We start from the raw sequence: 24,442 nt of genomic DNA, 5'->3' as shown, positions 1-24,442 counted from the left end.
GGTCAGGCCGACTCGTCGACTCCCTGCGGTTGCATCGCCTGGGCGAACATGACGATGATGCCGCTCGGACCGCGGACGTAGCTGAGCCGGTAGACGCCCTGATAGTCGGCGACACCGCGGAGCGGGTGGCAGTCATGCCTGGCGGCGATGGCCAGCGCCTCGTCGATGTCGTCGACGGCGAACGCTACCCGGTGCATGCCGATCTCGTTCGGCAGGGTCGGTTCCGTCTCGATCGCGGCCGGGTGGAGGTACTCGAAGAGTTCGAGGCGACTGCGACCGTCCGGCGTCTGCAGCAGGGCGATCTTCGCGTGGTTGCCGTCGAGGCCCACGGCCGTGTCCGCCCACTCGCCGCTCACCGTGTCGCGGCCGACCACGCTCAGCCCCAGGTCCGTGAAGAAGGCGATGGTCGCCTCGAGGTCGCGGACCGCGATCCCGACGTTCTCGAGTCTGATGTCCATGCGGTGAACGATATCGCGGTCGCTCAGGCCGGGTGGCCCGACACCCGTGGGTGCCGGGCCACCGGGCCTCACCGTCTCACCCGCTCAGCGCGCTGGTCGGCGGCGTCAGGGACGCGCGGATCGCCGGGTACAGGCCGGCGATCGCGCCGATGACCAGCGTCGCCCCGATCCCTCCGCCGACGACGCCCAGCGGCAAGGAGACCGGCCACCCGTTCATGGTCGCGAAGGCGGCGGTCACCACGGCTCCCAGCGCGGCACCGGCCGCACCGCCGAGGGCCGACAGGAGGAGCGCTTCGGTCAGGAACTGCGCCCGGATGTGTCCGCGCGTCGCTCCCAGCGCGCGCCGGAGTCCGATCTCCCGCTTCCGTTCGAGGACCGAGATCACCATGGTGTTCGCCACACCGATGCCGCCGACGAGCAGCGCGACCGAGCCGAGGCCGAGGAGCAGGCCGGTGAACGCCTGATCGGCCGCGTTCTTGGCGGCGAGGGCGTCCGAGGGGCGGGACACCTCCACCTCGTTCGGAGCCTCCGGCGAGACGGTTCCGGGCAACAGGCTGCGCACGGCGTCGACGTCCTCGTCCGCGGAACGTTCGTAGACGGTGGTCGGGCGGCCCTCGTAGCCGAAGAACTCGGCCGCGACCGCCTCGCCGATCAGCGCCGCCGTGTCGATCTCGGGCGCGAGCCCGACGGGCGCCAGCACCCCGACGACCGTGAAGAGCCTGCCGTCGAGCCAGACGAGCGTCCCGGCCTCGGTCACGCCGAGCCGTTCGGCGGCCGTCGATCCGAGGACGACGGTCGGGTAGGTCGCGGTGGCCGCGTTCAACCAGTCGCCGTCGACGATCGACGCGTCGAGGACGTCGAGCAGCTCCGGTGACGCGGCGCGGACGTCGAGTCCGCTGCTGCGGTTCGGGTCGATGAGCCTCGATCGGTAGACGGAGCGGTCGGGGAGTGTCGCGGCACCCGCGACCTGTTCGACGCCGGGGATCCGGCCGACGCGGTCGATGCTCGACGCCGGCAGCTCGGTCGGCTCTCCGGTCATCGTCTTGCCGGCCTCCACCCGGAGGAGGTTCGTGCCGAGGGTGTCGAGTTCGGCGGCCAGCTTCGCCTGGCTGGAGGTCGAGATGCCGACGACGGCGATCATCGCGGCGATGCCGATCGCGATCCCGAGCGCGGACAGCACGGCCCGGGCCGGCCGGGCTCGCAGTCCGGTCGTTCCGAGCCGTAGGACGTCGCTCCCGAGGAGTCGGGACCGCCGGCGGGGGTCCACGGCGTCGTGTGCGGACGGATCGCGGTTCATGCCGCGACCCCGGAGTCGGAGACGAGGTGGCCGTCGCGGATCGCGACGCGACGGGGTAGTCGTTCGGCGAGTTCGACGTCGTGGGTGATGACGACGATGGTCGTCCCCGCGAGGTTCAACTCGTGCAGCAGCTCGACGACGCTGTCGCCGGAGCTCGTGTCCAGGTTGCCGGTCGGTTCGTCGGCCAGGAGGAGGGGCGGGTCACCGACCACGGCACGCGCGATCGCGACGCGTTGCCGCTCACCGCCGGACATCTGGTTCGGTTTGTGGTCGAGTCGATGTCCGAGCCCGACACGCAGGAGCGCTGCCCGGGCCCGGCGTCGTCGTTCCGCGCGGCCGACGCCGGCGTACACGAGCCCGTCCGCGACGTTGTCCACCGCGGAGAAGCCCTCGGCGAGGTGGAACTGCTGGAACACGAAACCGATGCGGTACGCCCGAAGGGCGGACAGCTCGGTGTCGGACATCTGTTGGACGTCCAAGCCGTCGATCCGGGCGGTGCCCGAACTCGGACGGTCGAGGGTGCCGATGAGGTTCAGCATCGTGGACTTGCCGCTTCCGCTCGGACCGACGATCGCGACGAATTCGCCCCGTGACACGGTGAGGTCGACGCCCGCGAGGGCGAGAGTGGGCGGTGAGCCGTAGCTGCGGGTGACCTGCTCGAGTCCGATGATCTCGTCGTTCATCGGGGGACCACCACCTTGAGGCCGGCCTTGAGGCCGTCACCGGCGATCTCGACGAGTCCTCCGGCGAAGAGTCCGGTGGTGACCGGCACCTTCCGATGGGTCCCGTCGGCTTCGACGACCTCGACGCCGAACGTCTGCTCGTCGAGGGCGATGAGGGCCTCGACCGGGACCGAGAGGACGTTCTCCCGTCGTTCCGAGGGGAAGCTGACCGTGACGCTCGCGCGCTGCAGTTCTCCGGTCACCGCCGGGTCGTCGAGCGCGATGCCCACGGGGATGACCACCTCCGGCTTCCCGTTCGAGTCGTCCCGCTCGGTCGGGACACCGACCTCGGTCACGGTCCCCGTCGTCGTGGAGCCGTCCGGCAACCGCACCCCCACCGCTGCGCCGATGACGGCGAGTTGCTGGTCGTTGGGCTTGAGCGAGACGTCGATCCGCTTGGTGGTCGCCGTGACCGTGATGATGTCGGGGCTCGCCGGGGTGCCGACCGGGGCGTCGACTGCGCCGACCCGGACGTCGCCGGGCTGGAAGACGACCGAACCGAGCGGCAGCTCGCCGGTCTCGGGGACGCCGAGCGCATGCTGCCACCGCTCGATGGCGGCTCGCGTGCTCCAGGCGAACTCGGTGTCGGGCACCCGGTCGAAGTAGCCGAGCGCGGCGAGGCTCATCTCCAGGGCGAGGACGTCCGGACCGTCGCTCATGCCGCTCGCGAAGCCGCGCCAGGCGGGGAGTGGCCCGTGCAACAGCGGGACGGGCACGTTGTCGACGGCGAAGAGCGATTGGCCGAGCCCGATCACCGCACCAGGTACCGGCACCTGGGTGATGGTCCCGCCGAGGGCGCTCCCGAGCTTGCGTTTGTCGGTGTAGTCGAGGGTGCCGGACGCCTCGGAGGTGCCGGCGAGTTCTCCTTGGGCGATGGGGACGGTGGCGGCCGCGGGCTGGTCTCCCTCGGTGGTGGATGCGCTCGATCCGCTGTTGGCGGAGACGAGGAAGACGGCTGCTCCGGCGACGGCCACGACCGAGGCGATGGCGAGGACGACGATGGTGGCGCGGCGCCGTCTCGGTCGGTCGGGTGGGACGAGCTCGTCGTCGTCGGCCTGACGGGTGGCGGTCGCGGAAACGGGGGTGGTGCTCATGGAGTGGACTCCTCGGGTTCAGGGGCTGAGCACGGCGGTCGTGCCGTGCTCAGCCGTTGCGATGGACGACGGACGGATCAGTCCTCGCGGGAGATACTGGGTGCGCTGCCCCCGCCACCCGTGCTCTGGAACGTCGCCAGGCACTTCTCGGACACGTCGTCGGGAACGTCGTCCGGCACCTGGAGACCGGTGTCGCGGGTCGGGTCGGGGACGTCGAAGCCGTGGTCGCGCAGGCACTCGGCGGCCTCCAAGGTCTGCTTCATCGACTGCTCCTCCGTCGTGCCGCCTTCCGAGCTGGCCGGCGGTGGGCCGACCTCCTCCTGACACTGCGGTGCGGCGGCCTCGTACGCGTCCATGTCGATCTCGTTGACGTTGATGTTCATGGAGCCGTCCGCCTTCGGGTCGGGCATGTCGACGCCCTTCTCGCGCAGGCAGTCGCTGAACTTGAGCTGCCAGTCCTCGAAGCTCACCGGCGCGGCGGAGGCCGATTCGGTGGAGGCCTCGCCGCTGCACGCGCTCAGCCCGAGGAGGAGTCCCGGGACGGCGAGGAGGGCGGTGAGGGCGATCATCGGGCGGCGTGAGGTGGTCGTCATGGTGGTCCTTTCGTCAGACGAGCCGGAGCAGTGTCGGCACCGGCATCGGGATCAGTCCACCCGGACCGGTGTTGCGACGGCGTTAACACCAACATTGATGTCGCTTTTATGCAGCATGTGTATGCTGATATTCCACATTCCCGAGTGATGGAGGATCCATGCGCGTGCTCATCGCCGAAGACGAACGATTCCTGGCCGAGGCGATCCGCGACGGCCTCGCCCTCGAGGCCATCGCCTCCGACGTCGTCGGCGACGGCGCCAGGGTGCTCGAGGCGGTGTCGATCAACGAGTACGACGCGGTCGTCCTCGATCGCGACCTCCCGACGGTGCACGGCGACGAGGTCTGCCGGGTGCTCGTCCGCGAACACCCGGAGGTGCGCATCCTGATGCTCACCGCAGCCCGCCGACTGGACGACACCGTCAGCGGATTCGGGCTCGGCGCCGACGACTACCTGACGAAACCGTTCGAGTTCCCCGAGCTGGTCGCGCGTCTGCGGGCACTCGCGCGACGGAACATCGAGGCGAGGCCGCCGATCCTGGAGCTCGCCGGTGTCCGGCTCGACCCGTTCCGGCGCGAGGTCTACCGGGACGGACGGCTGGTACGCCTCTCGCGGAAGGAGTTCGCCGTCCTCGAACAGCTCATGATCGCGGACGGTGGGGTGATCAGCGCAGAGGCGCTCCTCGAGAAGGCCTGGGACGAGAACGTCGACCCCTTCACGAACACGATCCGGGTCACCGTCTCGAACCTCCGACGTCGCCTCGGCGCACCATGGGTGATCCAGACGGTTCCGGGTAGTGGGTACCGGATCGAGGCGCTCCCATGACCGAGGAAGGGTCCGCGCGCCGGCGACGTCGGCTGCCTGCTCGAGCGCGACTCACCCTCACCTCGTCGGCGCTCGTGACGGCGGCCGGGGCGGTGATGGTCGTCGTCATATACGCCTTCATGCGCTTCGTGCCGACCTACGCGTTGGCCACGGTTGCGGAACCCGGACAGGCGTCGACGGCCACTTCGACGGCGCCCCCCGGTGTCGGCTCGCTCCCGGACACGATCGGCGTCACGCTCGACGGTGCGCCGGCCGCGCTCCTGATCCGCGACCAGGCCGACATCCTGAGCACCCTCCTCGTGGCGTCCGTCGTGATCCTCGTCCTGCTCGCCGGCGTCACCTCCTGGGTCAGCTGGATCATCGCCGGGCGGATCCTCCGACCGCTGCAGGAGATCACCGAGGCGGCCCAGCGCGCGGCGTCCGGGTCGTTCGACCACCGAGTCGGGCTGGACGGTCCACCGGACGAGATCACCGAGCTCGCCCGGACGTTCGACGACATGCTCGGTCGACTGGACCGCTCCTTCCACGCCTACCAGCGGTTCGCGGCCAACGCCTCCCATGAACTCCGGACCCCGCTCGCCACCATGCAGGCGATGCTCGACGTCGCGGCGCACGGTGCGGCCGCCGGTGCGCCCGGCACCAGGGAACTGCTCGCGAAGCTCCGACAGACGAACGACCGCAGCGTCCGCACCGTCGACGCGATCCTGGACCTCGCGGACGCCGGCCAGACGGAGCCGGACCGCCGGGCGACCGATCTCGAGGAGATCGTGGCCGACGCGATCGACGAGGTCCGCCCGATCGCGTCGGCTCGACGGATCGCTATCGAGAACCATCGCGCTGGCGGGACCATCGTGTCGGCCGACGGGCGGATGCTCGAGCACGCCGTGGGCAATCTGCTGCGCAACGCGGTGCGGCACAACGTCGACGGTGGTCGCGTCTCGGTCACCGTCGGTCGCGCCGAGGACGCCTCGCCGGTGTTGGTCGTCGAGAACACCGGCGCCTCTCTCGCCGAGACCGACGTCGCCCGGTTCACCGAGCCGTTCTTCCGCGGATCCGGGCGGATCGACGACGGCGGAGCCTCGCGAGGACTCGGGCTCGCGATCGTCGAGGCGATCGCCGAGGCTCACGGTGCGGCGCTCGAGCTCGAACCGCGCGCCGACGGTGGTCTGCGGGTCGTGCTCCGGTTCGTGGAGCCGGCGGTGGTGACGGCGTGAGCGTGGAGCGGACCCGCGTCCTCAGCCCGCGTCGTCAGCCTGCGGCGACCAGGCGCTCGCCCCGTGCCCAGACGAAGAAGCCCGCGAGGGTGAACGCCCCGTAGAACAGGTACATCGACGCCGACACCCAGTACCCCGCGCCGAACAGCAGTGGCACGCCGACGAGGTCGACCGCGACCCAGATGAGCCAGAACTCCACCCAGCGTTTCGCCATCCCCCAGGTCGCGAGTAGGGAACCCATGAAGATCCAGGCGTCGGCCCAGACCGGTTCGTAGGAGCCGAGCGCCCGGAACACCGGGATCAGGAGCAGTGTGCCGCCGATGAGGAGTCCGACGAGGATGAGCCGCACCCGCCATCCGGCCCAGCGGGGTCGGATCACGGCGACCGGACCGGTCGTCGCCTCGACCCGCTCGGCCCGTCGCCACTGCACCCAGCCGTAGACTGACACGACGATGAACATGAGCTGGCGGCCCGCCTGCCCGAGGAGGTTGGTCGGGTTGGGCGTGTGGAAGACGGCGCCGAGGAACACGGTCAGCAGGAGCGCGTTCCCGATGATGCCGACGGGCCAGGCCCAGGCCCGGCGACGCATACCGCCCAGGGCGCTCGCCAGGCCGAAGAGGTTGCCGACGACCTCCCGCCAGAGGACCACCTGGTCGCCGACTCGGAAGGTCGCATCGAAGAGCCAGAGAAGGATCCCCACTGCAGTCCTCCGATCGGGTCCGTCGCCAGCTGATGCGCGGTCACACGACCGACGGTCCACCGTACAACGTGCAGAGCCGCCTCCCGATCGGGAGGCGGCTCTGTGACGTTCCGCTGTTCGACAGCGTTCACCGGCTAGCTCGCGGCGGGCAGTCCTCCGCCGGCGGCGATGACCTGCTCGAGGAAGGCGTCGGTGGCGGCGGCCTGCTTCCGCATCACGCGCTCGGCGTCCTCGGCACTGCGTGCCTCGGCGGCCGCGACCAACCCGGTGACATAGGCGGCGAAGATGTCCCACTGGAAGAAGTCGATCGTCGGCAGCGAGGTGTAGGTCACCCGGGTGTTCATCTGACGGGCGACCTGTTGCAGCAGGGAGTTGCCCGAGCGCTCGACCATGAAGTCGGCGAAGGCGGAGGACGACCGGAGGACGTGCTTGTCACGCGCCTCGATGTCCGCGAGCACAGCGTCACCGAGCTCGCGGAACGCCGCGACGTCCTCGTCGGTGAACTGCGGGATGCTCCACCGCGCGCTGAGCTCGTGGAAGCCGTTCAGGAGACGTAGTGCCTCCGCGTACTGCTGGGGCGTGGGCTTCGCGACCCGGGTGTACCGCTGCGGTGCGGTCTCGACGAGGCCGATGTCGGCCAGCTTGCTGATCGCCTCGCGGATCGGGGTCCGGGACACGCCGAGCCACTTCTCGAGCTCCTCATCGTTGAGGCGCTCGCCCGGCTCGAGGGTGCCGTCCTCGATGGCGGTCAGGAGCTGCTCGAAGACGATGTCGCGCAGGAGCTTCCGAGGGCTCGTCTCGACGGTTTTGGGAACAGGCATGGGACTCCGATCGTCGAGCTGGGATATGACCAGTTCAGAATACCGATATCCAAGGTGTGTTGGATAGGTTTGTGCTTCATGTGTTGTAGAACATGCCGGAAGCACAGGTGTGGTCGGGGACGTCGCAGCTTGCTATCCTGACGCGCACGGGCGGGGTCCGATGACGCAGGAGGGTGGACGTATGTCGGCTGATTCGACTGCCAGGACACCGCGACATCGGCGGATCCACCTGTTCCAGACGCTCGGAGCCCTGCTGGGCGGTGTGACGAGGGTGACCGTCCCGGTCCTCGAGGACGCCGACCGCGCGGCACTCGTCGCCGAACTGGACGAGGTGACGCGGTTGATCGGCTTGCAGGACCCGGTCGCGTACGCCGACGCCTCGTGGCCGCTCATGGATCATCTCGTCGCCCTCTGCCCGAACCGCATCCTGGTCACGACCGCTCGCGATGCGCTCGCGCTGCTGGCGCCGCAACTCGTGGTCACCGCCGACACCGACTGGCTCGATTGGCCGTCGCTCGCGGTGGACTTCCCGATCCTCCGGGACGCGGTTGCGGAGGGGGATGCCATCCGCGCGGAACTGGCCGTCGAGCGCCTGTGGGGGATGGCCGCCACGCTTCCGTGAAGCATTCCAAATGCTGATATGCTGAAGTCGTCGCTTGCGACACCACCGCCGGAGACGCCGGTCAGGACATTCGGGTTCCTGGCCTGAGCGCCCGGTGGTGAGCCGGGTGGGTGGGTTTCGGGTATCCGCCCACCCGGCGTCTCGAACCTCACCCAGCAACGACACAGCCCCCACGCCGTCAGGCGCAGGGGCTGTGTGGAGGCGGCTCGCTCAGCCGATGACCGGGCCGAACCGCTCGGGGAGCACACTCTTCGAGACGCGACGGAGTTCGGACACCGGGATGGTCAGGACGTCCTGGATCTCGAGGGCGGGCTCGGTCGCGTCGCCGACGGCCGAGGCGTCGGTCACGCCGATGCGGAGCACCGGGTAGCCGCGGCCTTCGCACAGACCCTGGAACTTGACGTCGTCCTCGCGCGGCACCGAGACGATGACGCGTCCGGTGGACTCGGAGAAGAGCGCCGTCGTGAGGTCGACGCCGTCGCGGGTGAGCAGCTCACCGAGGAAGACCCGGGCGCCGACGCCGAAGCGCATGACGCTCTCGGCCAGCGCCTGGGCCAAACCACCGTCGGAGAGGTCATGGGCGGAGGACACGAGGCCCTCCTTCGCTGCGGCGTGCAGTAGCTCGGCCAGCGTCTTCTCGCCGGCGAGGTCGACCTTGGGCGGCAGCCCGCCGAGGTGGTCGTGGATCGTGCCGGCCCACGCGGAGCCGTCGAGTTCGAGTGCGGTGGTGCCGAGGAGGTAGAGGTTGTCGCCCTCGTCCTGCCAGCCGCTCGGGATGCGGCGCGCGACGTCGTCGATCACGCCGAGGACGCCGACGACCGGCGTCGGGAAGATCGGGACGTCGCCCGTCTGGTTGTAGAACGACACGTTGCCGCCGGTGACGGGGACGCCGAGCTCGAGGCAGGCGTCCGACAGGCCGGCGACGGCCTCGGAGAACTGCCACATGACCTCGGGGTTCTCCGGAGAGCCGAAGTTCAGGCAGTCGGTGACGGCCGCCGGGACGGCGCCGGTGACGGCGACGTTGCGGTAGGCCTCCGCGAGCGCGAGCTGCGCACCCTGGCGCGGGTCGAGCTGGCAGTAGCGGCCGTTCGCGTCGGTCGCGATGGCGAACCCGAGGCCGGACTCCTCGTCGACGCGGATCATGCCGCCGTCGTCGGGGAAGGACAGCGCCGTGTTGCCCATGACGTAGTAGTCGTACTGGTTGGTGATCCAGCTCTTGTCGGCGAGGTTCGCCGAGCCGAGGAGCGAGCGGAACTGCTGCTCCAGCTCGGCAGGGGTGTCCGTGCGGGGGAGGACCGACGCGGAGTCGGCCTGCAGGGCGTCGATCCAGGTGGGGTAGGCGACGGGGCGCTCGTAGACCGGGCCGTCGACCGCGACGGTCGAGGGGTCGACGTTCACGATCTCCTCGCCGTGCCAGTTGATGACGAGGCGGCCGGTGTCGGTCACCTCACCGAGCACGGAGGTCTCGACGTCCCACTTGTCGGTGACGGCGAGGAAGGCGTCGAGCTTGGCCGGCTCGACGACCGCCATCATGCGCTCCTGCGACTCCGACATGAGGATCTCCTCGGGCGTCAGCGAGGGGTCGCGCAGCAGCACGTGCGACAGCTCGACGAACATGCCGCCGTCGCCGTTGGCCGCGAGCTCGCTCGTGGCGCAGGAGATGCCGGCGGCCCCGAGGTCCTGGATGCCCTCGACGAGGCTGTCGCGGTAGAGCTCGAGGCAGCACTCGATGAGCACCTTCTCGGCGAACGGGTCGCCGACCTGGACGGCCGGACGCTTCGTCGGGCCGTTCGCGTCGAAGGAGTCGGACGCGAGGATGGACGCGCCGCCGATGCCGTCGCCACCGGTGCGGGCACCGAAGAGGACGATCTTGTTGCCGACGCCCGAGGCGTTGGCGAGGCGGAGGTCCTCGTGACGCAGGACGCCGACCGACAGGGCGTTGACGAGCGGGTTGCCCTGGTACACCTTGTCGAAGTAGGTCTCGCCGCCGATGTTCGGCAGGCCCAGGCAGTTGCCGTAGGAGGAGATGCCGGCGGTGACGCCGTGCACGACGCGCGCGGTGTCGGGGTGGTCGATGTCGCCGAAGCGGAGCTGGTCCATGATGGCGACCGGCCGGGCGCCCATCGAGATGATGTCGCGGACGATGCCGCCGACGCCCGTGGCCGCACCCTGGAAGGGCTCGATGTAGGAGGGGTGGTTGTGGCTCTCGACCTTGAAGGTCACGGCCCAGCCCTCGCCGACGTCGATGACGCCGGCGTTCTCGCCCATGCCGACCATGAGGTTCTTCTTCATGTCGTCGGTGACCTTCTGGCCGAACTGGCGCAGGTAGATCTTGCTGGACTTGTAGGAGCAGTGCTCGCTCCACATGACCGAGTACATGGCGAGCTCGCCGCTCGTGGGACGACGACCGAGGATCTCGCGGATCTTCGCGTACTCGTCGGCCTTCAGGCCGAGGGCGCCGTAGGGCTGCTCGCGGTCCGGTGTCGCGACGGCGTTCTCGACGGTGTCGGCGACGGCGGAGCTGGTGGGGGTGGTGGTCGTCACGAGGGCAGGACTCCAAAGGAAGTGGTGGGATGCCGGACCCACCAATCTTAGCGGCGCGCGGCGACGAACAGATCATCGGATGGGCGTCGGCGGTCGAGGCCGATTCGTCACGGTGCGGTGCAGGATTCGGGGTCTGTTCACGAGCTTCGAGATCGACCGTGACGATCGGTGCGATGGTTGCGTCCTATCACCAACGAAGCGATCAACCGCTCGCTCGAGACGAACCAGGAAGGGCAACACCATGTCGAACACCACCAACTCCCCGAAGCCCACCGTCACGAAGGGTGTCGTCGGCGAGAACAACGCCGCCACGCAGACGAACACCCACGGCAAGACGGTCATCGACAACGGCGTGGTCGCGAAGATCGCCGGCATCGCAGCCCGCGAGGTCCGCGGCGTGCACGCCCTCGGTGGCGGAGCGGCCCGTGCCTTCGGCGCCATCCGCGACGCCATCGGCTCCTCCGACCTGTCGCAGGGTATCCGCGTCGAGGTCGGCGAGACCCAGGTCGCCGTCGACGTCGTGATCGTCGCCGACTACCCGGTGGACCTGCAGGCCGTCGCGAGCGAGGTCCGTGCCTCCGTCATCCGCGCGATCGAGCAGTTCGTCGGTATGGAGGTCACCGAGGTCAACGTGACCGTCAGCGACGTCTTCATCCCGTCGGACGACGAGGACCAGAACGCTGAGGCGCGAGTCCAGTGACCGCCACCAACACCGGCATCCTGATCGGCGCCGTCCTCGCCCTCAGCTGGGTGGCCTTCGGGTTCTGGGCGTTCGTGTTCGTCGCGGTCGCGATGGGGATCGGGGCCCTCGTGGCCCGCATCGTCACCGGCCAGACCGACCTGAACGCGATCGTCGACGCCGTCCGCGGGAAGCGCGTCTCGTCATGACCACCGCCGTCCTCGACCGGGATGTCACCCCGGTCGCCGAAGCGCCCGTCGTGCACCCGCATGGCGGGCCGGGCCGGACGCGGATCACCGCGAAGGCCCTCGAGCACGTCGCTGTGAACATCGCGGCCGAATCGCTCGGGGTCCCGGCGGGACGCGTGAAGGTCGAACTGGCCGACGACCGGGGCGCACTCGCGCTCATCGTCACCTCGCCGATGCGTGCGATCCCACTTTCGCGCGTCTCGACCGCCCCCGACGCGCTCCAGCGCTCAGGGGGCTCCATCGTCGAGCGCGTCTCGGCCGCCACCGCTGCCATCGCCGCTCGCGTCGAGCAACTGTCCGGTTCGAGCGTCTCGCGCGTCTCCATCCGCGTGAGCGGACTCGAGATCGACCAGGAAGGACGGGTCTCATGATCGCCACCGCAGCCACGACCCCGGTCACCGGCCCGCCGAGGGTGCTCCGGCGCCTGGCTCGCCGCGAACTGCACTCGCCGCGCTCGACCGCCGCGATCCTCCTCGCGGTCCTGCTCGTGCTCGTCGCGCTCTGGATCGCCGTGGAGACGGTGCTCGCCCTCATCGGCGTCCGCCCGCTCCTCGTCGCCCCGGGTGAGATCCCGGGAGCCGCGGCCAGCCTGCCGACGACGCAGCCCGTCATCCTCGGCGTCGCGGGCGCACTCGTACTCCTGCTCGGGGTGATCCTCATCGGGATCGCGCTCGGACCGGGACGTCGGCACCGCCACCTGTTGTCGACGGGGCGCGTGCTCGCGGTCGTCGACGACGAGGTCATCGCGTCGGCGCTCGCGCAACGTGCCTCGACGACGGCCGCCACGCACCCGGACGGCACCTCGGTGGCCGTCGGCCGGCGGACCGCCGCGATCCGGATCACCCCGGCCAGCGGCATGCCCGTCGACCGGTCCGAAGTCGACCGCGCCGTCGCCGCAGACCTCGACGCGTTCGGCCTGCAGCCGTCGCTCCGGGTGACCACCTCCATCTCGTCGAACGGGAAGGTCGGACAGTGAACTCCACCAACCGCGGACTGAACCGTCTGCTCATCCTCCTGATTGGACTCGTGTTCGTCGTGCTCGGGGCGGCGGCGCTCGCCGTCGTCACCGTGCCCGTCGTCGCCGACTGGTGGCGCGACAACCGGTCGGCCGTGCTCGACACGATCGACGGCTGGTTCGCCTGGAACCCGTTCGCCGCTGCGCCCGGCGCGGACGCCGGTCAGACGGCCCCGGTCCTCGTCCCGGTCGTCGGGATCGTGCTGCTCGTGCTCGTCGCGGCCCTGCTCATCTCGTTCGTCCTGCGTCAGGGTCGTGGCCGTTCCGGCGTCGTGCATCGCGCTACCGTCGAGCACGGCGACATCGTGCTCGAGACGGACGTCGCGGCCAACGCGCTCGGCGATGCGCTCGACGACACCGAAGCGTTCTCGTCCGTCCGCGTGTCCGCCTGGGACGTGAAGCGGGCGCAGGCGCTCAAGGTGGCCGTCACCTGCCGGCGAGGCGTCTCGCCCCGCACGGCGGTGGAGACCGTCAGTACGGCGGTGGAGTCGCTCGACCGTCTGCTCGGCGTCGAGCTCCCCGTCCTCGTGGAGGTCGGTGGGGGCTTCCGCGCCGCCAAGCCGAAGCGAGTCCTCCAGTGACCGTCACTGATCCGGACGTGCCGGTGCAATTGCAAGCCCCCGTCCGAATCGGCTGATCCGCAGCCGCGCGTCGCAGAATGCCAGTGTCGCGGGATGAACCATCGGGACACATCAACGCCCCACGGCGATCCGTGGGAGAGGGAGCAACACCATGGGTAAGAAGATCCTCCTCATCATCGTCGGCCTCATCGCCTTCGGTGCCTACACGCTCGGCGCGAAGGCCGGACGCACCCGGTACCGCGAGATCAAGCACGCCGCGGAAGAGTTCTGGAACGACCCTCGCGTCGAGAAGGCGCGCAAGAAGGCCGTGAAGAACGCGAAGAAGGCCACGGCGAAGGCCCAGAAGGAAGTCCAGAAGAAGCTCCACTGAGCCCCTTCGCCCGCCCGTCCTCGGGTGGAACGCCGCCCGCTCGCCCCAGTCCGGGGGAGCGGGCGGCGTTCGTGCTCACAACACCTTCGAGAGGAACGCCCGCGTTCTGGCGTGCTGCGGGTCGGCGAGCACCTCGCGAGGTGCTCCCGTCTCCACGACGACGCCGCCGTCCATGAACACGAGCGAGTCGGCCACCTCCCGGGCGAACCCCATCTCGTGCGTGACGACGATCATCGTCATGCCGTCCTTCGCGAGTCCCTTCATGACGTCGAGGACTTCACCGACGAGCTCCGGATCGAGCGCCGAGGTCGGCTCGTCGAACAGCATGAGCTTCGGGTCCATCGCGAGGGCCCGCGCGATCGCGACCCGCTGCTGCTGACCGCCCGACAGGTGACCGGGGTATGCGGCCGCCTTGTCGCTCAGACCGACCCGGTCCAGGAGTTCCCGACCACGCTGCTCGGCGACCGCGCGCCGCTGGCCCTTCACCTGCATGGGCGCCTCGATGATGTTCTCGAGTGCCGTCATGTGGGGGAACAGGTTGAACCGCTGGAACACCATGCCGATGTCGCGCCGCTGCTTCGCCGCCTCCTTGGGCTTCAACTCGTAGAGCTTGTCGCCCCGCTCGCGGTAGCCGATGAGGTCTCCCTCGACGAGCAACCGTCCGCCGTCGACCCGCTCCAGGTGGTTGATGCAGCGCAGGAAGGTCGACTTGCCGGAGCCGGACGGCCCGACCAGGCACATCACCTCGCCGCGTCGTACCGTCAGCGAGATGTCCTTGAGGACCGTGTTCGAGCCGAAGGACTTCACCACGCCCTCGGCGCGGACCATGTCGGTCGTGTCCGTGATCGTCATCGTCGTTCTCCGCTCTCGCCGTCCACCGGGCTCTGCTTCGCTCGTGCCGCCTCGGCCTCCTGGACCTGGATGGCCTCGGTGGTGACCGGTGCCCCTGCGTCGATGCGGGTGAGCCCCCGCGCGAACCGCTTCTCCAGGAAGTACTGACCCACCATCAGGATCGAAGTGAACAGCAGGTACCAGAGCGACGCGACGATGAGCAGCGGGATCGGGTTGAACGTCTCGGACGAGATGTCCCTCGACCTCGTGTAGAGCTCCTGCGTGAACGGGACGGCCGTCACGAGCGAAGTGGTCTTGAGCATCGAGATCACCTCGTTGCCGGTCGGCGGGATGATGATCCGCATGGACTGCGGCAGGATGACCCGCCGCATCGTCTGCGCCCAGCTCATCCCGAGCGCCGTCGACGCCTCCTCCTGTCCGCGGTCCACCGACAGCAGACCGGCGCGCACGATCTCCGACATGTAGGCGGCCTCGTTGAGCGCCAGCCCGATGACGGCGATCCAGAAGGTGTTCAGCGCGGCGTCCGTCGGCAGCTGCGCGATCGGCGGGAGGAAGGGCAGTCCGATGTTGAGCGTCGGATAGATCGTCGCGAGCAGGCCCCAGAAGACCAGCTGCACGTAGACCGGCGTCCCGCGGAACAGCCAGACGAAGCCCCATGCGATGGCCTTGAGCACCGGGTTCGGAGACAGCCGCATGATCGCGAGCACGACGCCGAGGACGATGGCGCCGATCATCGAGTACACCGTCAGCTGCAGCGTGATGAGCGCTGCCATGGTGATCCGCCGGTCGAAGACGTACTTGCCGACGGCCGGCCAGTCGTACGCCGGCCGCGTCGCCGCGTCGACCACGAAGGCGACGAGCAAGAGCACGATGATGACGGCGAACACGTTCCGCCAGGGATGGCGGAGCTTGACGACCTTCAACGGCACCGGGGACGCGGACGCCGTTCCGGTGGTTCTGGAGTCGCTCATGGTCAGCTCGTCGCGCCGTTGATGTCGATCTTGTCGATGGCGCCGGACTCGACGCCCCACTTGCTCAGGATCGAGCCGTAGGTGCCGTCGTCCATGAGGGACTGCAGGGCGGCCTGGAGGGCCTTGCCGAGGTCGCCACGGTCCTTCGCGATCGGCATGCCGTAGAGGAACGTGGAGTAGACGTCGCCGGAGAGTTCGAGCTTCCCGTCGCTCTGCTGGACGGCGTACTGCACGACCGGTGAGTCGGCGGTCATCGCGTCGGCGCGGCCGAGCGTGACCGCGGCCGTCGCCTCGTCCTGCGTGTCGTAGCCGAGGGCCTCGATCGCGGGCTTGCCGGCGTCCGTGCAGGCCTGCGACTTGGCGGGGACGTCGTCGAGGGCCTCCGTCGTGCCGTTCTGGACGGCGACCTTGAGTCCGCAGGCGTTGTCGGGGTCGACGGACTTGCCCGCGAGGGTCGCCCACTGGATCCCGGCCGTGAAGTAGTCGACCATGTCGACCTGCTGCTGGCGCTCCTTGGTGTCGAAGAAGGACGACAGCCCGACGTCGTACTTGCCACCGGTGATGCTCGGGATGATGTTGTCGAACTTCGCCACCTGGTAGTCGGTGGTGAGGCCGAGCTTGCCGGCCATCGCGTCGGCGAGCTCGATCTCCCACCCGATCGGGTCGCCGTTCGCGTCCTTGAACTCGTTGGGCGCGTAGGTCGCGTCGGTGCCGAGGATGAGCTTGCCGGCCTGACGGATGTCGTCGGGGAGCAGGGCCTCGGCGGCCTTGTCGACGGTCACCGCGGCCGTGGAGCCGGTGGCGTCGGGTGTGGCGACCTCGTTGTTGACGCAGCCGGTGAGCAGCAGCGCGGCGGCGGCCGTGAGTGCGGCCGGGAGCAGGTATCGGTTCTTCATGTCAGGTTCCTTGCTCGGTTGATGTGGTGGTGGAGGTGAAGACGCGGCGTCCGGCGATCCAGGTCCCGACGGTCCTGGTGTGCGCGATCTCGGTGGTGGGGCCGGCGAACGGGTCACGATCGACGAGGACGAGGTCTGCGACGGCTCCGACCTCGATCACTCCGGTGTCGTCGCGGTGGTCGATCCGGTTGGACCCGTGCGTGTACGCGGCGATCGCCGCCCCGAGCGTCAGCGACTGTCCGGGGTTCAGCGGTTCGGGGTGGTGATCGGGATCGTCGGCCGGGAGCATCCGGTTGACGGCTACATGCAGGGCCTGCCACGGGTCGGGGGTCGTGACGGGCCAGTCCGATCCTGCGCAGAGCAGGGTGCCGAGTCGTGCCGCATCGCCGAACGGGTACTGCCACGAGGCACGTTCGTCGCCGAGCAGGGGCAGGTTCAACTCGAGCATCTGGGGCTCCCACGTGGCCCAGAGCGCCTGCATGTTCATCGTGACGCCGAGTCGGGCGAACCGCGGCAGGTCGTCGGGGTGGACGATCTGCACGTGCGCGATGTGGTGCCGGTTGTCGCTCTCGCCGTTGCGGTCCCGCGCGGCCTCCAGTGCGTCGAGGCACTCGCGGACCGCCCGGTCGCCGATCGCGTGGAAGTGGACCTGGAATCCGGCGGCGTCCAGCCTCGTGACCGCCTCGACGAGGATCGCGGGCTCCAGGAAGGAGATGCCGTGCTCGGGCGCGGTGTCACCGCAGTGGCAGGTGCGGAGGTAGGGGTCGATCATCGCGGCGGTCCGGTTCTCGGGGATGCCGTCCTGCATGATCTTGACGGTGCCCGCGGTGAAGCGCCCGGTCGTCGTCCCGATGGCTGCGGCGCGGCGTTCGATCGCGTCTCGGCGTGCGACGAGCTCGTCGATCTGCTCGAGTCCCCGATCCCGGTCCCACCAGAGCGCCCCCACGACGTCGCTGGTGAGCGACCCGTCCGCCATCGCCTGCAGGTACGCGTCGCTCGTGTCGGTGTGGCTGCCGTAGTCGCCGACGATCGCGTCCTGCCAGCCGGTGACGCCGAAGCCGTGGAGGGTCTGCTGGGCTGCGATGAGGGCGGCCGCGACGTCCTCGTCGGTGTCGACGGGGACGAACCGGGACACGAGCGAGCGGGCACCCTCGTGGAGCATGCCGTTCGGGGTGCCGTCCGCGTCCCGCTCGATCCGGCCGTCCGTGGGGTCGGGCGTGGTGTGGTCGATGCCGGCGAGGCGGAGTGCCGCGGTGTTCACCCAGGCACCGTGGTGGTCGCGGTTCTGGAGGAAGACGGGCCGGTCCGGCACCACTCGGTCGAGGTCCGCGGCGAGCGGGGTGCCGCCGGGGAAGGCGGCCTGCTGCCAGCCGCCGCCGACGATCCACGGGAGCTCGGGCTGGGCCTCGGCGTAGGCGGCGATCGTGGCGAGGTACCCCTCGGGGGTGCGCTCGGCCGACAGGTCGCATGCGAGTTGTTCGAGTCCGGCCTCGACGGGGTGGACGTGTGCGTCGACGAAGCCGGGGAGCAGGAGACCGCCTCGGAGGTCCACGATCTCGGTGTCGGGACCGATCGCCGCGTGTGCGTCGGCGTCGAGGGCGACGATCCGGCCGTCGGCGACGGCGACGGCACCGGTCTGCGGCGTGAGCAGGGCGTTCCGGAAGACGGTGCCTCCGGTGAAGACCGTGTCCGCGTTGCTCGTCATATCACCTGCTCGAAGCGTCGGTGGTGCCGTCTGGCCGGCGCGTCATCCTCGGCGCGCTAGCGGTATCGAGAGCATAACCCGGATCGAGGTGACGGATTCGTGCGTCGGATCGCGTTTCTGCAACGGATTCCTCCACCCGTGGCGTCAGCGCACGCGAACGGGCCCGGAGCATGTGCTCCGGGCCCGGCTGATTGCAGGAGGTGTGGACGTGGCTCAGGCGACGAGCGTGCGCAGCCCGTCGACCAGGGGCGTCGTCGGACGCCCGATGAGGCGACCCAGGTCGCCGCTCGTGTCGGCGAGGAGCCCGTCACGCGTGTTGCCGTCGAGGGCGACGACGAATCCCGCGGTGCCCTCGTCGAGACCGGCGGCCAACAGCGCCTTCAGGTGGTCCTCGGGGGAGAGGTCCTGGTAGACGACCTCGCGGCCGACGACCTCGCCGATCGCCTGTGCCAGCTCGGGGTGCGACCACGCGACGTCGCCGGCGAGCTCGTAGGCCTTGCCCTCGTGGCCGTCGGTGGTGAGGACGACTGCGGCCGCCTCCGCGTAGTCGGTGCGCGACGCGCTCGACACGAGACCGTCGCCGACGCTCCCGACGAACGATCCGGTCGCCTTGGCCTGGTCGACGGACTGGCCGTAGTTCTCGGTGTACCAGCCGTTGCGGAGGATGGTGAACGGGAGGCCGGACGCGTGGATGAGCTCCTCGGTCGCCTTGTGCTCGGGGGCGAGGATCAGCGGGGAGGTGTCGGCCCGGAGCGCGCTCGTGTAGACGAGGCGGGCGACGCCGGCGCGCTTGGCGGCGTCGATGACGGCGGCGTGCTGGGCGACGCGCTGGCCGACCTCGCTCCCGGAGACGAGCAGCAGGGTGTCGCCGGCCTCGAGGGCGGCGTCGAGGGTGGCCGGGTCGGTGAAGTCGACCTTCGCGGTGCGAACGCCCTGTGCGGCGAGATCGGCCAGTGCCTCGGTCCGGCGGCCGGTGGCGACGATGGTGGCGGGGTCGGTGCCGCGGGCGAGCAGGTGCTCGACGACGAGGTGGCCGAGGTGGCCGGTGGCTCCGGTGACGACGAGAGACATGTGAGGGTCCTTTCGATGGGGTTCGCTGAGGAGGAACCCGCTTTCGATCACATTACTTCCCGATCTGCAGTACCCACTTTGAGGTAAGCTACTGTCCGATAAGTAAGGAATGAGCCATGACGAGCGTGGACACGCAGCTGGGAAGACGCCCAGGATTCACCGACGGCATCCTGCCTGCCGCCTGCCCCTCGCGCACGGTGCTCGACCACGTGACCAGCAAGTGGGGCGTCCTCGTCCTCCTGGCGCTGTCCGACGGCACCCATCGCTGGGGTGAACTGCGACGGGTGGTCCAGGGCATCAGCGAGAAGATGCTGGCCCAGACACTCCGCACGCTCGAGGAGGACGGCCTCGTCGTCCGCGTCGCGCACCCCGAGATCCCGCCCCGTGTCGAGTACAGCCTGAGCGACCGCGGTCGCGACCTCAACGAGCACCTGATGCCCTTGATGGCGTGGATCGACCACAACGCGTCGGAGATCCTCGGACGCTAGGCGCTCCGCCCGACTGCGGCGAGCACGTCCATGAGCGTCGACGGGTCGCCGACATTGCCAGGGACGACCACGTAGAGCTTCTCCTCGCCTTCGGGCGTCACCACGCTCCACACCGAGACCCCGGGCAGCACCTGCCCGAGGACGCGTGCGCGCCTGGCGCCGAGTCCGACCCGGGCGACCTCGGCGGAGGTGATGCCGCCCTTCGACACGACGACCTCCACCGATCGTCGGAGCGCAGCGGTCGCCGATGTCAGTGCGATCATCACCCGCTCGCCATGGTCGAGCGTGTTGTGCGAGGCGTCCCGTTCCCGCTCGGACGAGATCGCGGCGAACCCCGTCGCGGTGAGTCTCGCTCGAGCGGCCTCCGCCACGGCCCGCCCGGTGGCGACGGCATCCTGGAGGGCGTCGCTCGTGGGGACGATCTCGGCGGGGCCGAACGCCGCCTCGACGGGCGCGAGCTGTCGCGTCGCACCGATGGTGTGGGAGCCGCAGACGAGGAGCGCGGCGACCGGCTCCGCGACGAGCGGCGAGGGGAGGAGGCCGTCGCTCTCGACGCCCGCGATGGCCGCAGCGAGGGGTGACGCTGACCGGACGACCACGTCGGCTCCGTCGGCCCAGGCCGTCGTGATGGCCTGCGCGATGATCCGGACGTCGTCTCCCGTCTCCGCGTCCGGAAGGAGCACGGTTCCGGGAACGGCATCACGGAGCGCTGCACGGAACTCGGCGGCGCCGTCGCGGAGACCCGCCAGACCGAAGTGGGCGGCTTCCCGCCCGGACTGTTCGCGCACGTAGTCCGGCAGGTGCCCCGAGCGGAACGGGAACACGGGGTCCTGGGCATACTCCGTCTCATGGGCCGGCAGCGTCTCGTCACCGATCCGGACGTAATGGGTGCCGTCGATCGTCGTGCGCCCGCCCTCCGGGAAGGCCGGAACGAACACGATGACGCTGCGGTCCCCGGTGAAGACGGCGGTCTCGGGGAACACGTGCCCGCGCAGGGTCGAGTCGCCTCGGAGGACGACGTGGATGCGTTCTCCGAGACGACGGCCGGCCTCCGTCGCCTGCTCGCGGGTGCGTTCCAGGAGCGCGACGGCCTCGTCCTCCGGGACGGCGCGGGTGTTGGTGAGCAGGTAGACCGCGTCGGCTCCACCGAGCGCCTGCTCGATGAGGTCGGCGTCCCACTCCAGCAGGACGTCGACGCCGGAGGCCGACTGCGTGCCGGTGGGGTCGTCGTCGAGGATGAGGGTCTTCATGCGTGGGGCTCCTGGTAGGTCTCGATCACCCGGGAGTCGTCGCGTGCGCCGAGTCCGGACGCCGCAGCGGCGAGGAAGCGTTCGCGCGCGGCATCGAGGACGGGGGTCGCGGCTCCGGCGGCGCTCGCCGCATCGGCGACGAGGCCGGTGTCCTTGACGAAGATGTCGACACGGCTCATCACCGGGGCGTCGGTGTCCTGCAGCATGCGGGGTCCGCGGTCTGACAGCATCCAGGATGCGGCTGCACCGGATTCGACGAGGGGGAGGACGGCCGTCGGGTCGAGGCCGAGTGAGGACGCGAGGGCGAGGGCTTCGGCGGCAGCGGCGATGTGCACGGCGCAGAGGTGCTGGTTGACGACCTTGATCGCCTGGCCGTCGCCGACGGCTTCGCCGACGATCCTGGCGGTGCCGAGGGCGGCGAGCGGCTCCGTTGCGGCGGCGGTCGCGGTGGGGGATCCGGATACGAACATGGTGAGCTCGCCGGTGCTGGCGCGTGCCACGCCGCCGGTGACCGGGGCGTCGACGACCGCTGCTCCCGCGGCTTCGAGACGGGCGGCCTGCTCGACGACGGAGGCGGGGCCGACGGTGCTCATGATGATCCAGGTCTGGCCGGCGGGATCGGTGTCAGCGAGGGCGAGGGTGACGAGTTCGGCGAGCTGGTCGGGCGTCGCGACCATGACCACGACGGTGTCGGCTTGCGGTGCCTCGGCGATCGACTCGACCGCGCTGATGCCGGCGGCGGCCGCGCGTTCCCGTGCGGCGGGGAAGGGGTCGACGCCTGTGACCCGGTGGCCGGCCGCGGCGAGCTGGGTGGCCATCGGCAGGCCGATCGCGCCGATGCCGACGAAGGTGATGGTGTGTGCGGGCTGTGGCGTCGATGCCATGGCGTCCTCCGGGGGATTGGTTGGACCAATCGTAGCTGCCGGTGTCGACGCGGGCAACCGCCCGGTGGTGGACGCCCGGCTGCCCGTCGACAGGCTCAGGGACCGGGGTATTGGGGCAGGCCTCTCCTGGTCACCGAGCGTGTCGAGGTGCCGGAGTGGCTTTCGACACTTGACGGGCTCAGTGCGGTGCAGCTCAGAGATCGAGGGTGATGCGGGCGATGCCAGCCCGATGACCGAGGTGGCGCGGCTCGGCTGCCCTTCGACAGGCTCGGGGACCGAAAAGCGTGCGAGCACAGTCCAGCACGGTCACTGAGCCTGTCGAAGTGCCCACGAGGAACCCTTCGACAGGCTCCGGCACCGGAGCTGTTCAGAACGGTGCAGGGTCAGGTTCGGTCCGGTGGTGTTTCCCGTCGGGTGTCGTCCACTCGAGTACCCCGCCGGGCCTGTGGTCGAGGTTCCAGCCGGGGAGGTGCTTCATCCGGTGGTGATGTCGGCAGAGGCACGCGAGGTTCCCGACATCTGTCGTCCCGCCGTCGTCCCACGCGACTGAATGGTCGAGGTCGCAGGCTCTGGCGCGTCGCCGGCAGCCCGGTGCCCGACAGGTGCCGTCCCGTAGGCGGACCGCGCGCTGGAGGTCGGCCGGAACGCGGTACTGGTTCCGCCCGACGGAGAGGACCGCGCCGGTTTCCGGTTGGACGAGGATCCGGGTGAAGCTGGGGGCGTTCACCGCGATGCGTGCGGCGGTCTCGGGGTCGATCGGACCGTAGCCGTCGAGCATGCCGGGTGCGTCGGAGACGCCGGCCATGGTGAGCGCCGGGACGGTGATCTGCACGGTCGGCTTGATGTGCTCCTGCACCTCGAGGGGGTGCGGGAGGACCGGGCTCGACATGACATCTTCCGGGGTCACGCCGGTGAGCGCGAGCGCCGCAAGGGCGTCTGCCTGCAGCTGGGCGCACGTGCGAGTGTCGCCCGCTGAGCGCGAGTCCGCGGCGGCCGCCTCGACGCGCTCGAGGATGCCCTGCGCGATCGGCGCTGTGGTGAACAGGTGCACCCACGCCATGCCGTCTGCGGCGGGCTCGAACTCGACCCGACGGTCGGCCTCCGAGCGGACCGCTCTGGCGGTGATCGATTCCGGGGTGGAGGCGCTCGCGCAGGACGCGGGCGCGCTTGCGGAGGTTCGCGTTGGTGGACTCTTCCGCAACCGGCAGTACCTCAGCGAGGAACACCGCTCGCCCTGCGGTCGGCACATCACTGAGTTGGTCGATGATCGTCTGCGCGTGCCGGACCGAGATGCGGCCGGCCTCGAGCGACGCGAGCACGGCTGGGGCTTCGTTCACGAGGCGCTCGGCGTCGTTCGTCGCCCGTTGAACGGTCCGCTCGGGCGTGCGGGTCGCCATCGCGAGGGCTGCGCAGGTCGACCGGCGCGAGAGCGCCTGCCGTTCCGCGGGCGGGAAGACGGCCGGGACCGTGACGTCTGCGAAGGCGTCCGCGTAGGCGGCAGATCGAGCAAGCAGCCGGGCCTCACGTGCATCGAGAGCCGCCCGCAGCCGTTGGATTTCCGCGTACTCGTCCGAGAACTCCGCGAGCTGCGCGGCGTATTCATCGCCGACGCGGATCGCGGTGAGGGTGGTCTCGGTCATGAACCAAGTCCACCACGAACCACTGACATTCCAGATGCTGAGTGGGGGCGGTTGTGGAAGTGTCCTCGTGGACCCTTCGACAGGCTCAGGGGCCGGTTGAGCTTGCCCGGACGGCGTGGCGGCCGCGACGCGTCAGCTCGCGCCGTCGTCGGCTTCGAGCTGCAACCAGTCCTCGAAGTGCTGGCGCATCGCGCGTCGAGCGCCCTCGGCGTCTCGAGCGGCCAGGGCGTCGACGACGGCGTAGTGCACGCTGTCGGTACGCCGCACGCCGCGGTCGTCCGGCTGCTCCACCTCGATCGCGCGGAGTCGACGCTGCCGGATCGTCTCGCGCAGCACGTGACTGAAGCCCTCGTGCATGAGCCGGAAGATCGGATCGTCGACGATGGCGTTCAGTCGGCTGTGGAAGTCGACGTCGGCCTCGAGCGCCGCATCGTGATCCCCGGCGAGCGTCGCGGCGATCATGCGGTCGACGTCGTCGCGCAACACCGCGACCGCCTCGTCGGTGACGAGCCCGGCGGCCGCCTCGGCGACGGTCTCCTCCAGCATCATGCGCGAGCGGGCGAACTGATCGTCGGACAGGTAGCCCAGCTGACGGGAGATGGTGAACCAACTGCGGACGAAGTCGTCGCCCGGGGCGTCAATGGAGGTGCCCCGACCCTGGGTGCGGTGGAGGAAGCCGAGCCGTTCGAGGACCGCGAGCTGTTCGCGAAGGGCGCCGCGGCTCATCTGCAGTGCCTCGCCGAGCTCGCGTTCCGGAGGCAGTCGCCGCGCGGTGGTGCCGGGCTCCGGCGTGGCCAGTTCGACGAGCCTCGCCACGAGCGCTTCGAGCGGCTCCGCCATGCTGCCCCCTCGATTGGTCCGACCAGTGTCGATGGTAGCCGGTGGCGCGGGACGCCCTTCGAC

Annotated in this window: 27 protein-coding genes and 1 pseudogene; 10 read left to right on the top strand and 18 right to left on the bottom strand. The window is 69.9% G+C overall.

The window, feature by feature from the left end:
• Nucleotides 1-2: 2 nt before the first annotated feature.
• The 5 genes from ITJ62_RS01190 to ITJ62_RS01170 all read right to left on the bottom strand — a co-directional run bounded on the left by ITJ62_RS01190 (nucleotide 3) and on the right by ITJ62_RS01170 (nucleotide 4,164).
• The gene (locus ITJ62_RS01190) at nucleotides 3-458 is read right to left on the bottom strand and encodes a VOC family protein (protein WP_194599367.1); all 456 of its coding nucleotides are present in this window, start codon (nucleotides 456-458) and stop codon (nucleotides 3-5) included.
• 76 nt (nucleotides 459-534) lie between these two features.
• Complete coding sequence (locus ITJ62_RS01185) at nucleotides 535-1,755, bottom strand: ABC transporter permease (protein ID WP_194599366.1); 1,221 nt, start codon at nucleotides 1,753-1,755, stop codon at nucleotides 535-537.
• Complete coding sequence (locus ITJ62_RS01180) at nucleotides 1,752-2,438, bottom strand: ABC transporter ATP-binding protein (protein ID WP_194599365.1); 687 nt, start codon at nucleotides 2,436-2,438, stop codon at nucleotides 1,752-1,754. The genes ITJ62_RS01185 and ITJ62_RS01180 overlap by 4 nt, the downstream gene beginning before the upstream one ends.
• A complete protein-coding gene (locus ITJ62_RS01175) occupies nucleotides 2,435-3,571 on the bottom strand; it encodes a peptidoglycan-binding protein (protein WP_194599364.1) in 1,137 nt (378 codons plus the stop codon). The genes ITJ62_RS01180 and ITJ62_RS01175 overlap by 4 nt, the downstream gene beginning before the upstream one ends.
• A gap of 77 nt (nucleotides 3,572-3,648) precedes the next feature.
• Nucleotides 3,649-4,164, bottom strand: coding sequence for a hypothetical protein (locus ITJ62_RS01170; protein ID WP_194599363.1), 516 nt, complete (start codon nucleotides 4,162-4,164; stop codon nucleotides 3,649-3,651).
• Nucleotides 4,165-4,322: 158 nt separating this feature from the next.
• On the opposite strand from ITJ62_RS01170, the gene ITJ62_RS01165 reads away from it, so the two are divergent.
• The gene (locus ITJ62_RS01165; protein ID WP_194599362.1) at nucleotides 4,323-4,988 is read left to right on the top strand and encodes a response regulator transcription factor; all 666 of its coding nucleotides are present in this window, start codon (nucleotides 4,323-4,325) and stop codon (nucleotides 4,986-4,988) included.
• Nucleotides 4,985-6,202, top strand: a complete 1,218-nt coding sequence (locus ITJ62_RS01160) for a HAMP domain-containing sensor histidine kinase (RefSeq protein ID WP_194599361.1) — start codon at nucleotides 4,985-4,987, stop codon at nucleotides 6,200-6,202. The genes ITJ62_RS01165 and ITJ62_RS01160 overlap by 4 nt, the downstream gene beginning before the upstream one ends.
• Nucleotides 6,203-6,236: 34 nt before the next feature.
• Here ITJ62_RS01160 and pnuC read toward each other — a convergent pair whose 3' ends face one another.
• A complete protein-coding gene (gene pnuC, locus ITJ62_RS01155; protein ID WP_194599360.1) occupies nucleotides 6,237-6,902 on the bottom strand; it encodes a nicotinamide riboside transporter PnuC in 666 nt (221 codons plus the stop codon).
• A 134-nt stretch (nucleotides 6,903-7,036) separates the two neighbouring features.
• Entirely contained in the window at nucleotides 7,037-7,723 is a 687-nt protein-coding gene (locus ITJ62_RS01150) for a GntR family transcriptional regulator (protein ID WP_138946344.1), read from the bottom strand.
• A 181-nt stretch (nucleotides 7,724-7,904) separates the two neighbouring features.
• Here ITJ62_RS01150 and ITJ62_RS01145 point away from each other — a divergent pair, with 181 nt between their 5' ends.
• Nucleotides 7,905-8,345: an FCD domain-containing protein gene (locus ITJ62_RS01145; protein ID WP_194599359.1), complete on the top strand. Its 441-nt coding sequence runs from the start codon at nucleotides 7,905-7,907 to the stop codon at nucleotides 8,343-8,345.
• A 210-nt stretch (nucleotides 8,346-8,555) separates the two neighbouring features.
• Here ITJ62_RS01145 and purL read toward each other — a convergent pair whose 3' ends face one another.
• Entirely contained in the window at nucleotides 8,556-10,889 is a 2,334-nt protein-coding gene (gene purL, locus ITJ62_RS01140) for a phosphoribosylformylglycinamidine synthase subunit PurL (RefSeq protein ID WP_194599358.1), read from the bottom strand.
• Nucleotides 10,890-11,130: 241 nt separating this feature from the next.
• Between purL and ITJ62_RS01135 the strand changes: the two genes are divergently transcribed.
• The 6 genes from ITJ62_RS01135 (at nucleotide 11,131) to ITJ62_RS01110 (ending at nucleotide 13,782) form a co-directional block, all read left to right on the top strand.
• On the top strand, nucleotides 11,131-11,589 hold the full coding sequence (locus ITJ62_RS01135; protein ID WP_064294168.1) for an Asp23/Gls24 family envelope stress response protein: 459 nt from the start codon (nucleotides 11,131-11,133) through the stop codon (nucleotides 11,587-11,589).
• Entirely contained in the window at nucleotides 11,586-11,777 is a 192-nt protein-coding gene (locus tag ITJ62_RS01130) for a DUF2273 domain-containing protein (RefSeq protein WP_056008790.1), read from the top strand. The genes ITJ62_RS01135 and ITJ62_RS01130 overlap by 4 nt, the downstream gene beginning before the upstream one ends.
• A complete protein-coding gene (locus tag ITJ62_RS01125) occupies nucleotides 11,774-12,187 on the top strand; it encodes a hypothetical protein (RefSeq protein ID WP_194599357.1) in 414 nt (137 codons plus the stop codon). The genes ITJ62_RS01130 and ITJ62_RS01125 overlap by 4 nt, the downstream gene beginning before the upstream one ends.
• Entirely contained in the window at nucleotides 12,184-12,792 is a 609-nt protein-coding gene (locus ITJ62_RS01120) for a DUF6286 domain-containing protein (protein ID WP_194599356.1), read from the top strand. Before ITJ62_RS01125 ends, ITJ62_RS01120 begins: the two co-directional genes overlap by 4 nt.
• Complete coding sequence (locus ITJ62_RS01115; protein WP_194599355.1) at nucleotides 12,789-13,412, top strand: hypothetical protein; 624 nt, start codon at nucleotides 12,789-12,791, stop codon at nucleotides 13,410-13,412. The genes ITJ62_RS01120 and ITJ62_RS01115 overlap by 4 nt, the downstream gene beginning before the upstream one ends.
• Nucleotides 13,413-13,563: 151 nt before the next feature.
• Complete coding sequence (locus tag ITJ62_RS01110) at nucleotides 13,564-13,782, top strand: hypothetical protein (protein ID WP_064294172.1); 219 nt, start codon at nucleotides 13,564-13,566, stop codon at nucleotides 13,780-13,782.
• Between the two features lie 75 nt (nucleotides 13,783-13,857).
• On the opposite strand, the gene ITJ62_RS01105 is transcribed toward ITJ62_RS01110, so the two are convergent.
• The 5 genes from ITJ62_RS01105 to ITJ62_RS01085 form a co-directional block, all read right to left on the bottom strand.
• Nucleotides 13,858-14,634, bottom strand: coding sequence for an amino acid ABC transporter ATP-binding protein (locus tag ITJ62_RS01105; protein ID WP_085511859.1), 777 nt, complete (start codon nucleotides 14,632-14,634; stop codon nucleotides 13,858-13,860).
• Entirely contained in the window at nucleotides 14,631-15,605 is a 975-nt protein-coding gene (locus ITJ62_RS01100; RefSeq protein WP_194599354.1) for an amino acid ABC transporter permease, read from the bottom strand. Before ITJ62_RS01100 ends, ITJ62_RS01105 begins: the two co-directional genes overlap by 4 nt.
• Before the next feature lie 2 nt (nucleotides 15,606-15,607).
• Complete coding sequence (locus ITJ62_RS01095) at nucleotides 15,608-16,501, bottom strand: ABC transporter substrate-binding protein (protein ID WP_194599353.1); 894 nt, start codon at nucleotides 16,499-16,501, stop codon at nucleotides 15,608-15,610.
• Between the two features lies 1 nt (nucleotide 16,502).
• Nucleotides 16,503-18,206, bottom strand: coding sequence for an amidohydrolase (locus ITJ62_RS01090; protein ID WP_194599352.1), 1,704 nt, complete (start codon nucleotides 18,204-18,206; stop codon nucleotides 16,503-16,505).
• 213 nt (nucleotides 18,207-18,419) lie between these two features.
• Nucleotides 18,420-19,277, bottom strand: a complete 858-nt coding sequence (locus ITJ62_RS01085) for an SDR family oxidoreductase (RefSeq protein WP_194599351.1) — start codon at nucleotides 19,275-19,277, stop codon at nucleotides 18,420-18,422.
• A 116-nt stretch (nucleotides 19,278-19,393) separates the two neighbouring features.
• On the opposite strand from ITJ62_RS01085, the gene ITJ62_RS01080 reads away from it, so the two are divergent.
• Complete coding sequence (locus ITJ62_RS01080) at nucleotides 19,394-19,765, top strand: helix-turn-helix domain-containing protein (RefSeq protein ID WP_064294176.1); 372 nt, start codon at nucleotides 19,394-19,396, stop codon at nucleotides 19,763-19,765.
• On the opposite strand, the gene ITJ62_RS01075 is transcribed toward ITJ62_RS01080, so the two are convergent.
• The 5 genes and pseudogenes from ITJ62_RS01075 to ITJ62_RS01055 form a co-directional block, all read right to left on the bottom strand.
• Nucleotides 19,762-21,015: a four-carbon acid sugar kinase family protein gene (locus ITJ62_RS01075; RefSeq protein WP_194599350.1), complete on the bottom strand. Its 1,254-nt coding sequence runs from the start codon at nucleotides 21,013-21,015 to the stop codon at nucleotides 19,762-19,764. The two genes, ITJ62_RS01080 and ITJ62_RS01075, sit on opposite strands and share 4 nt — an antisense overlap.
• Nucleotides 21,012-21,899, bottom strand: a complete 888-nt coding sequence (locus ITJ62_RS01070; protein WP_194599349.1) for an NAD(P)-dependent oxidoreductase — start codon at nucleotides 21,897-21,899, stop codon at nucleotides 21,012-21,014. Before ITJ62_RS01070 ends, ITJ62_RS01075 begins: the two co-directional genes overlap by 4 nt.
• Nucleotides 21,900-22,266: 367 nt before the next feature.
• Nucleotides 22,267-23,148: an HNH endonuclease signature motif containing protein gene (locus ITJ62_RS01065; RefSeq protein WP_255515177.1), complete on the bottom strand. Its 882-nt coding sequence runs from the start codon at nucleotides 23,146-23,148 to the stop codon at nucleotides 22,267-22,269.
• Nucleotides 23,033-23,539: pseudogene (locus ITJ62_RS19240) on the bottom strand (DUF222 domain-containing protein); the annotation flags it as partial. The pseudogene ITJ62_RS19240 and the gene ITJ62_RS01065, both read right to left, overlap by 116 nt.
• 132 nt (nucleotides 23,540-23,671) lie before the next feature.
• On the bottom strand, nucleotides 23,672-24,379 hold the full coding sequence (locus ITJ62_RS01055) for a FadR/GntR family transcriptional regulator (protein ID WP_194599347.1): 708 nt from the start codon (nucleotides 24,377-24,379) through the stop codon (nucleotides 23,672-23,674).
• Between the last annotated feature and the right edge of the window lie 63 nt (nucleotides 24,380-24,442).

The organism is Plantibacter sp. VKM Ac-2876 (assembly GCF_015350715.1).
GTDB lineage: Bacteria > Actinomycetota > Actinomycetes > Actinomycetales > Microbacteriaceae > Plantibacter > Plantibacter auratus.
The sequence above is the reverse complement of the archived record's forward strand: the minus strand, read 5'-3'. Positions and strand labels throughout refer to the sequence as shown.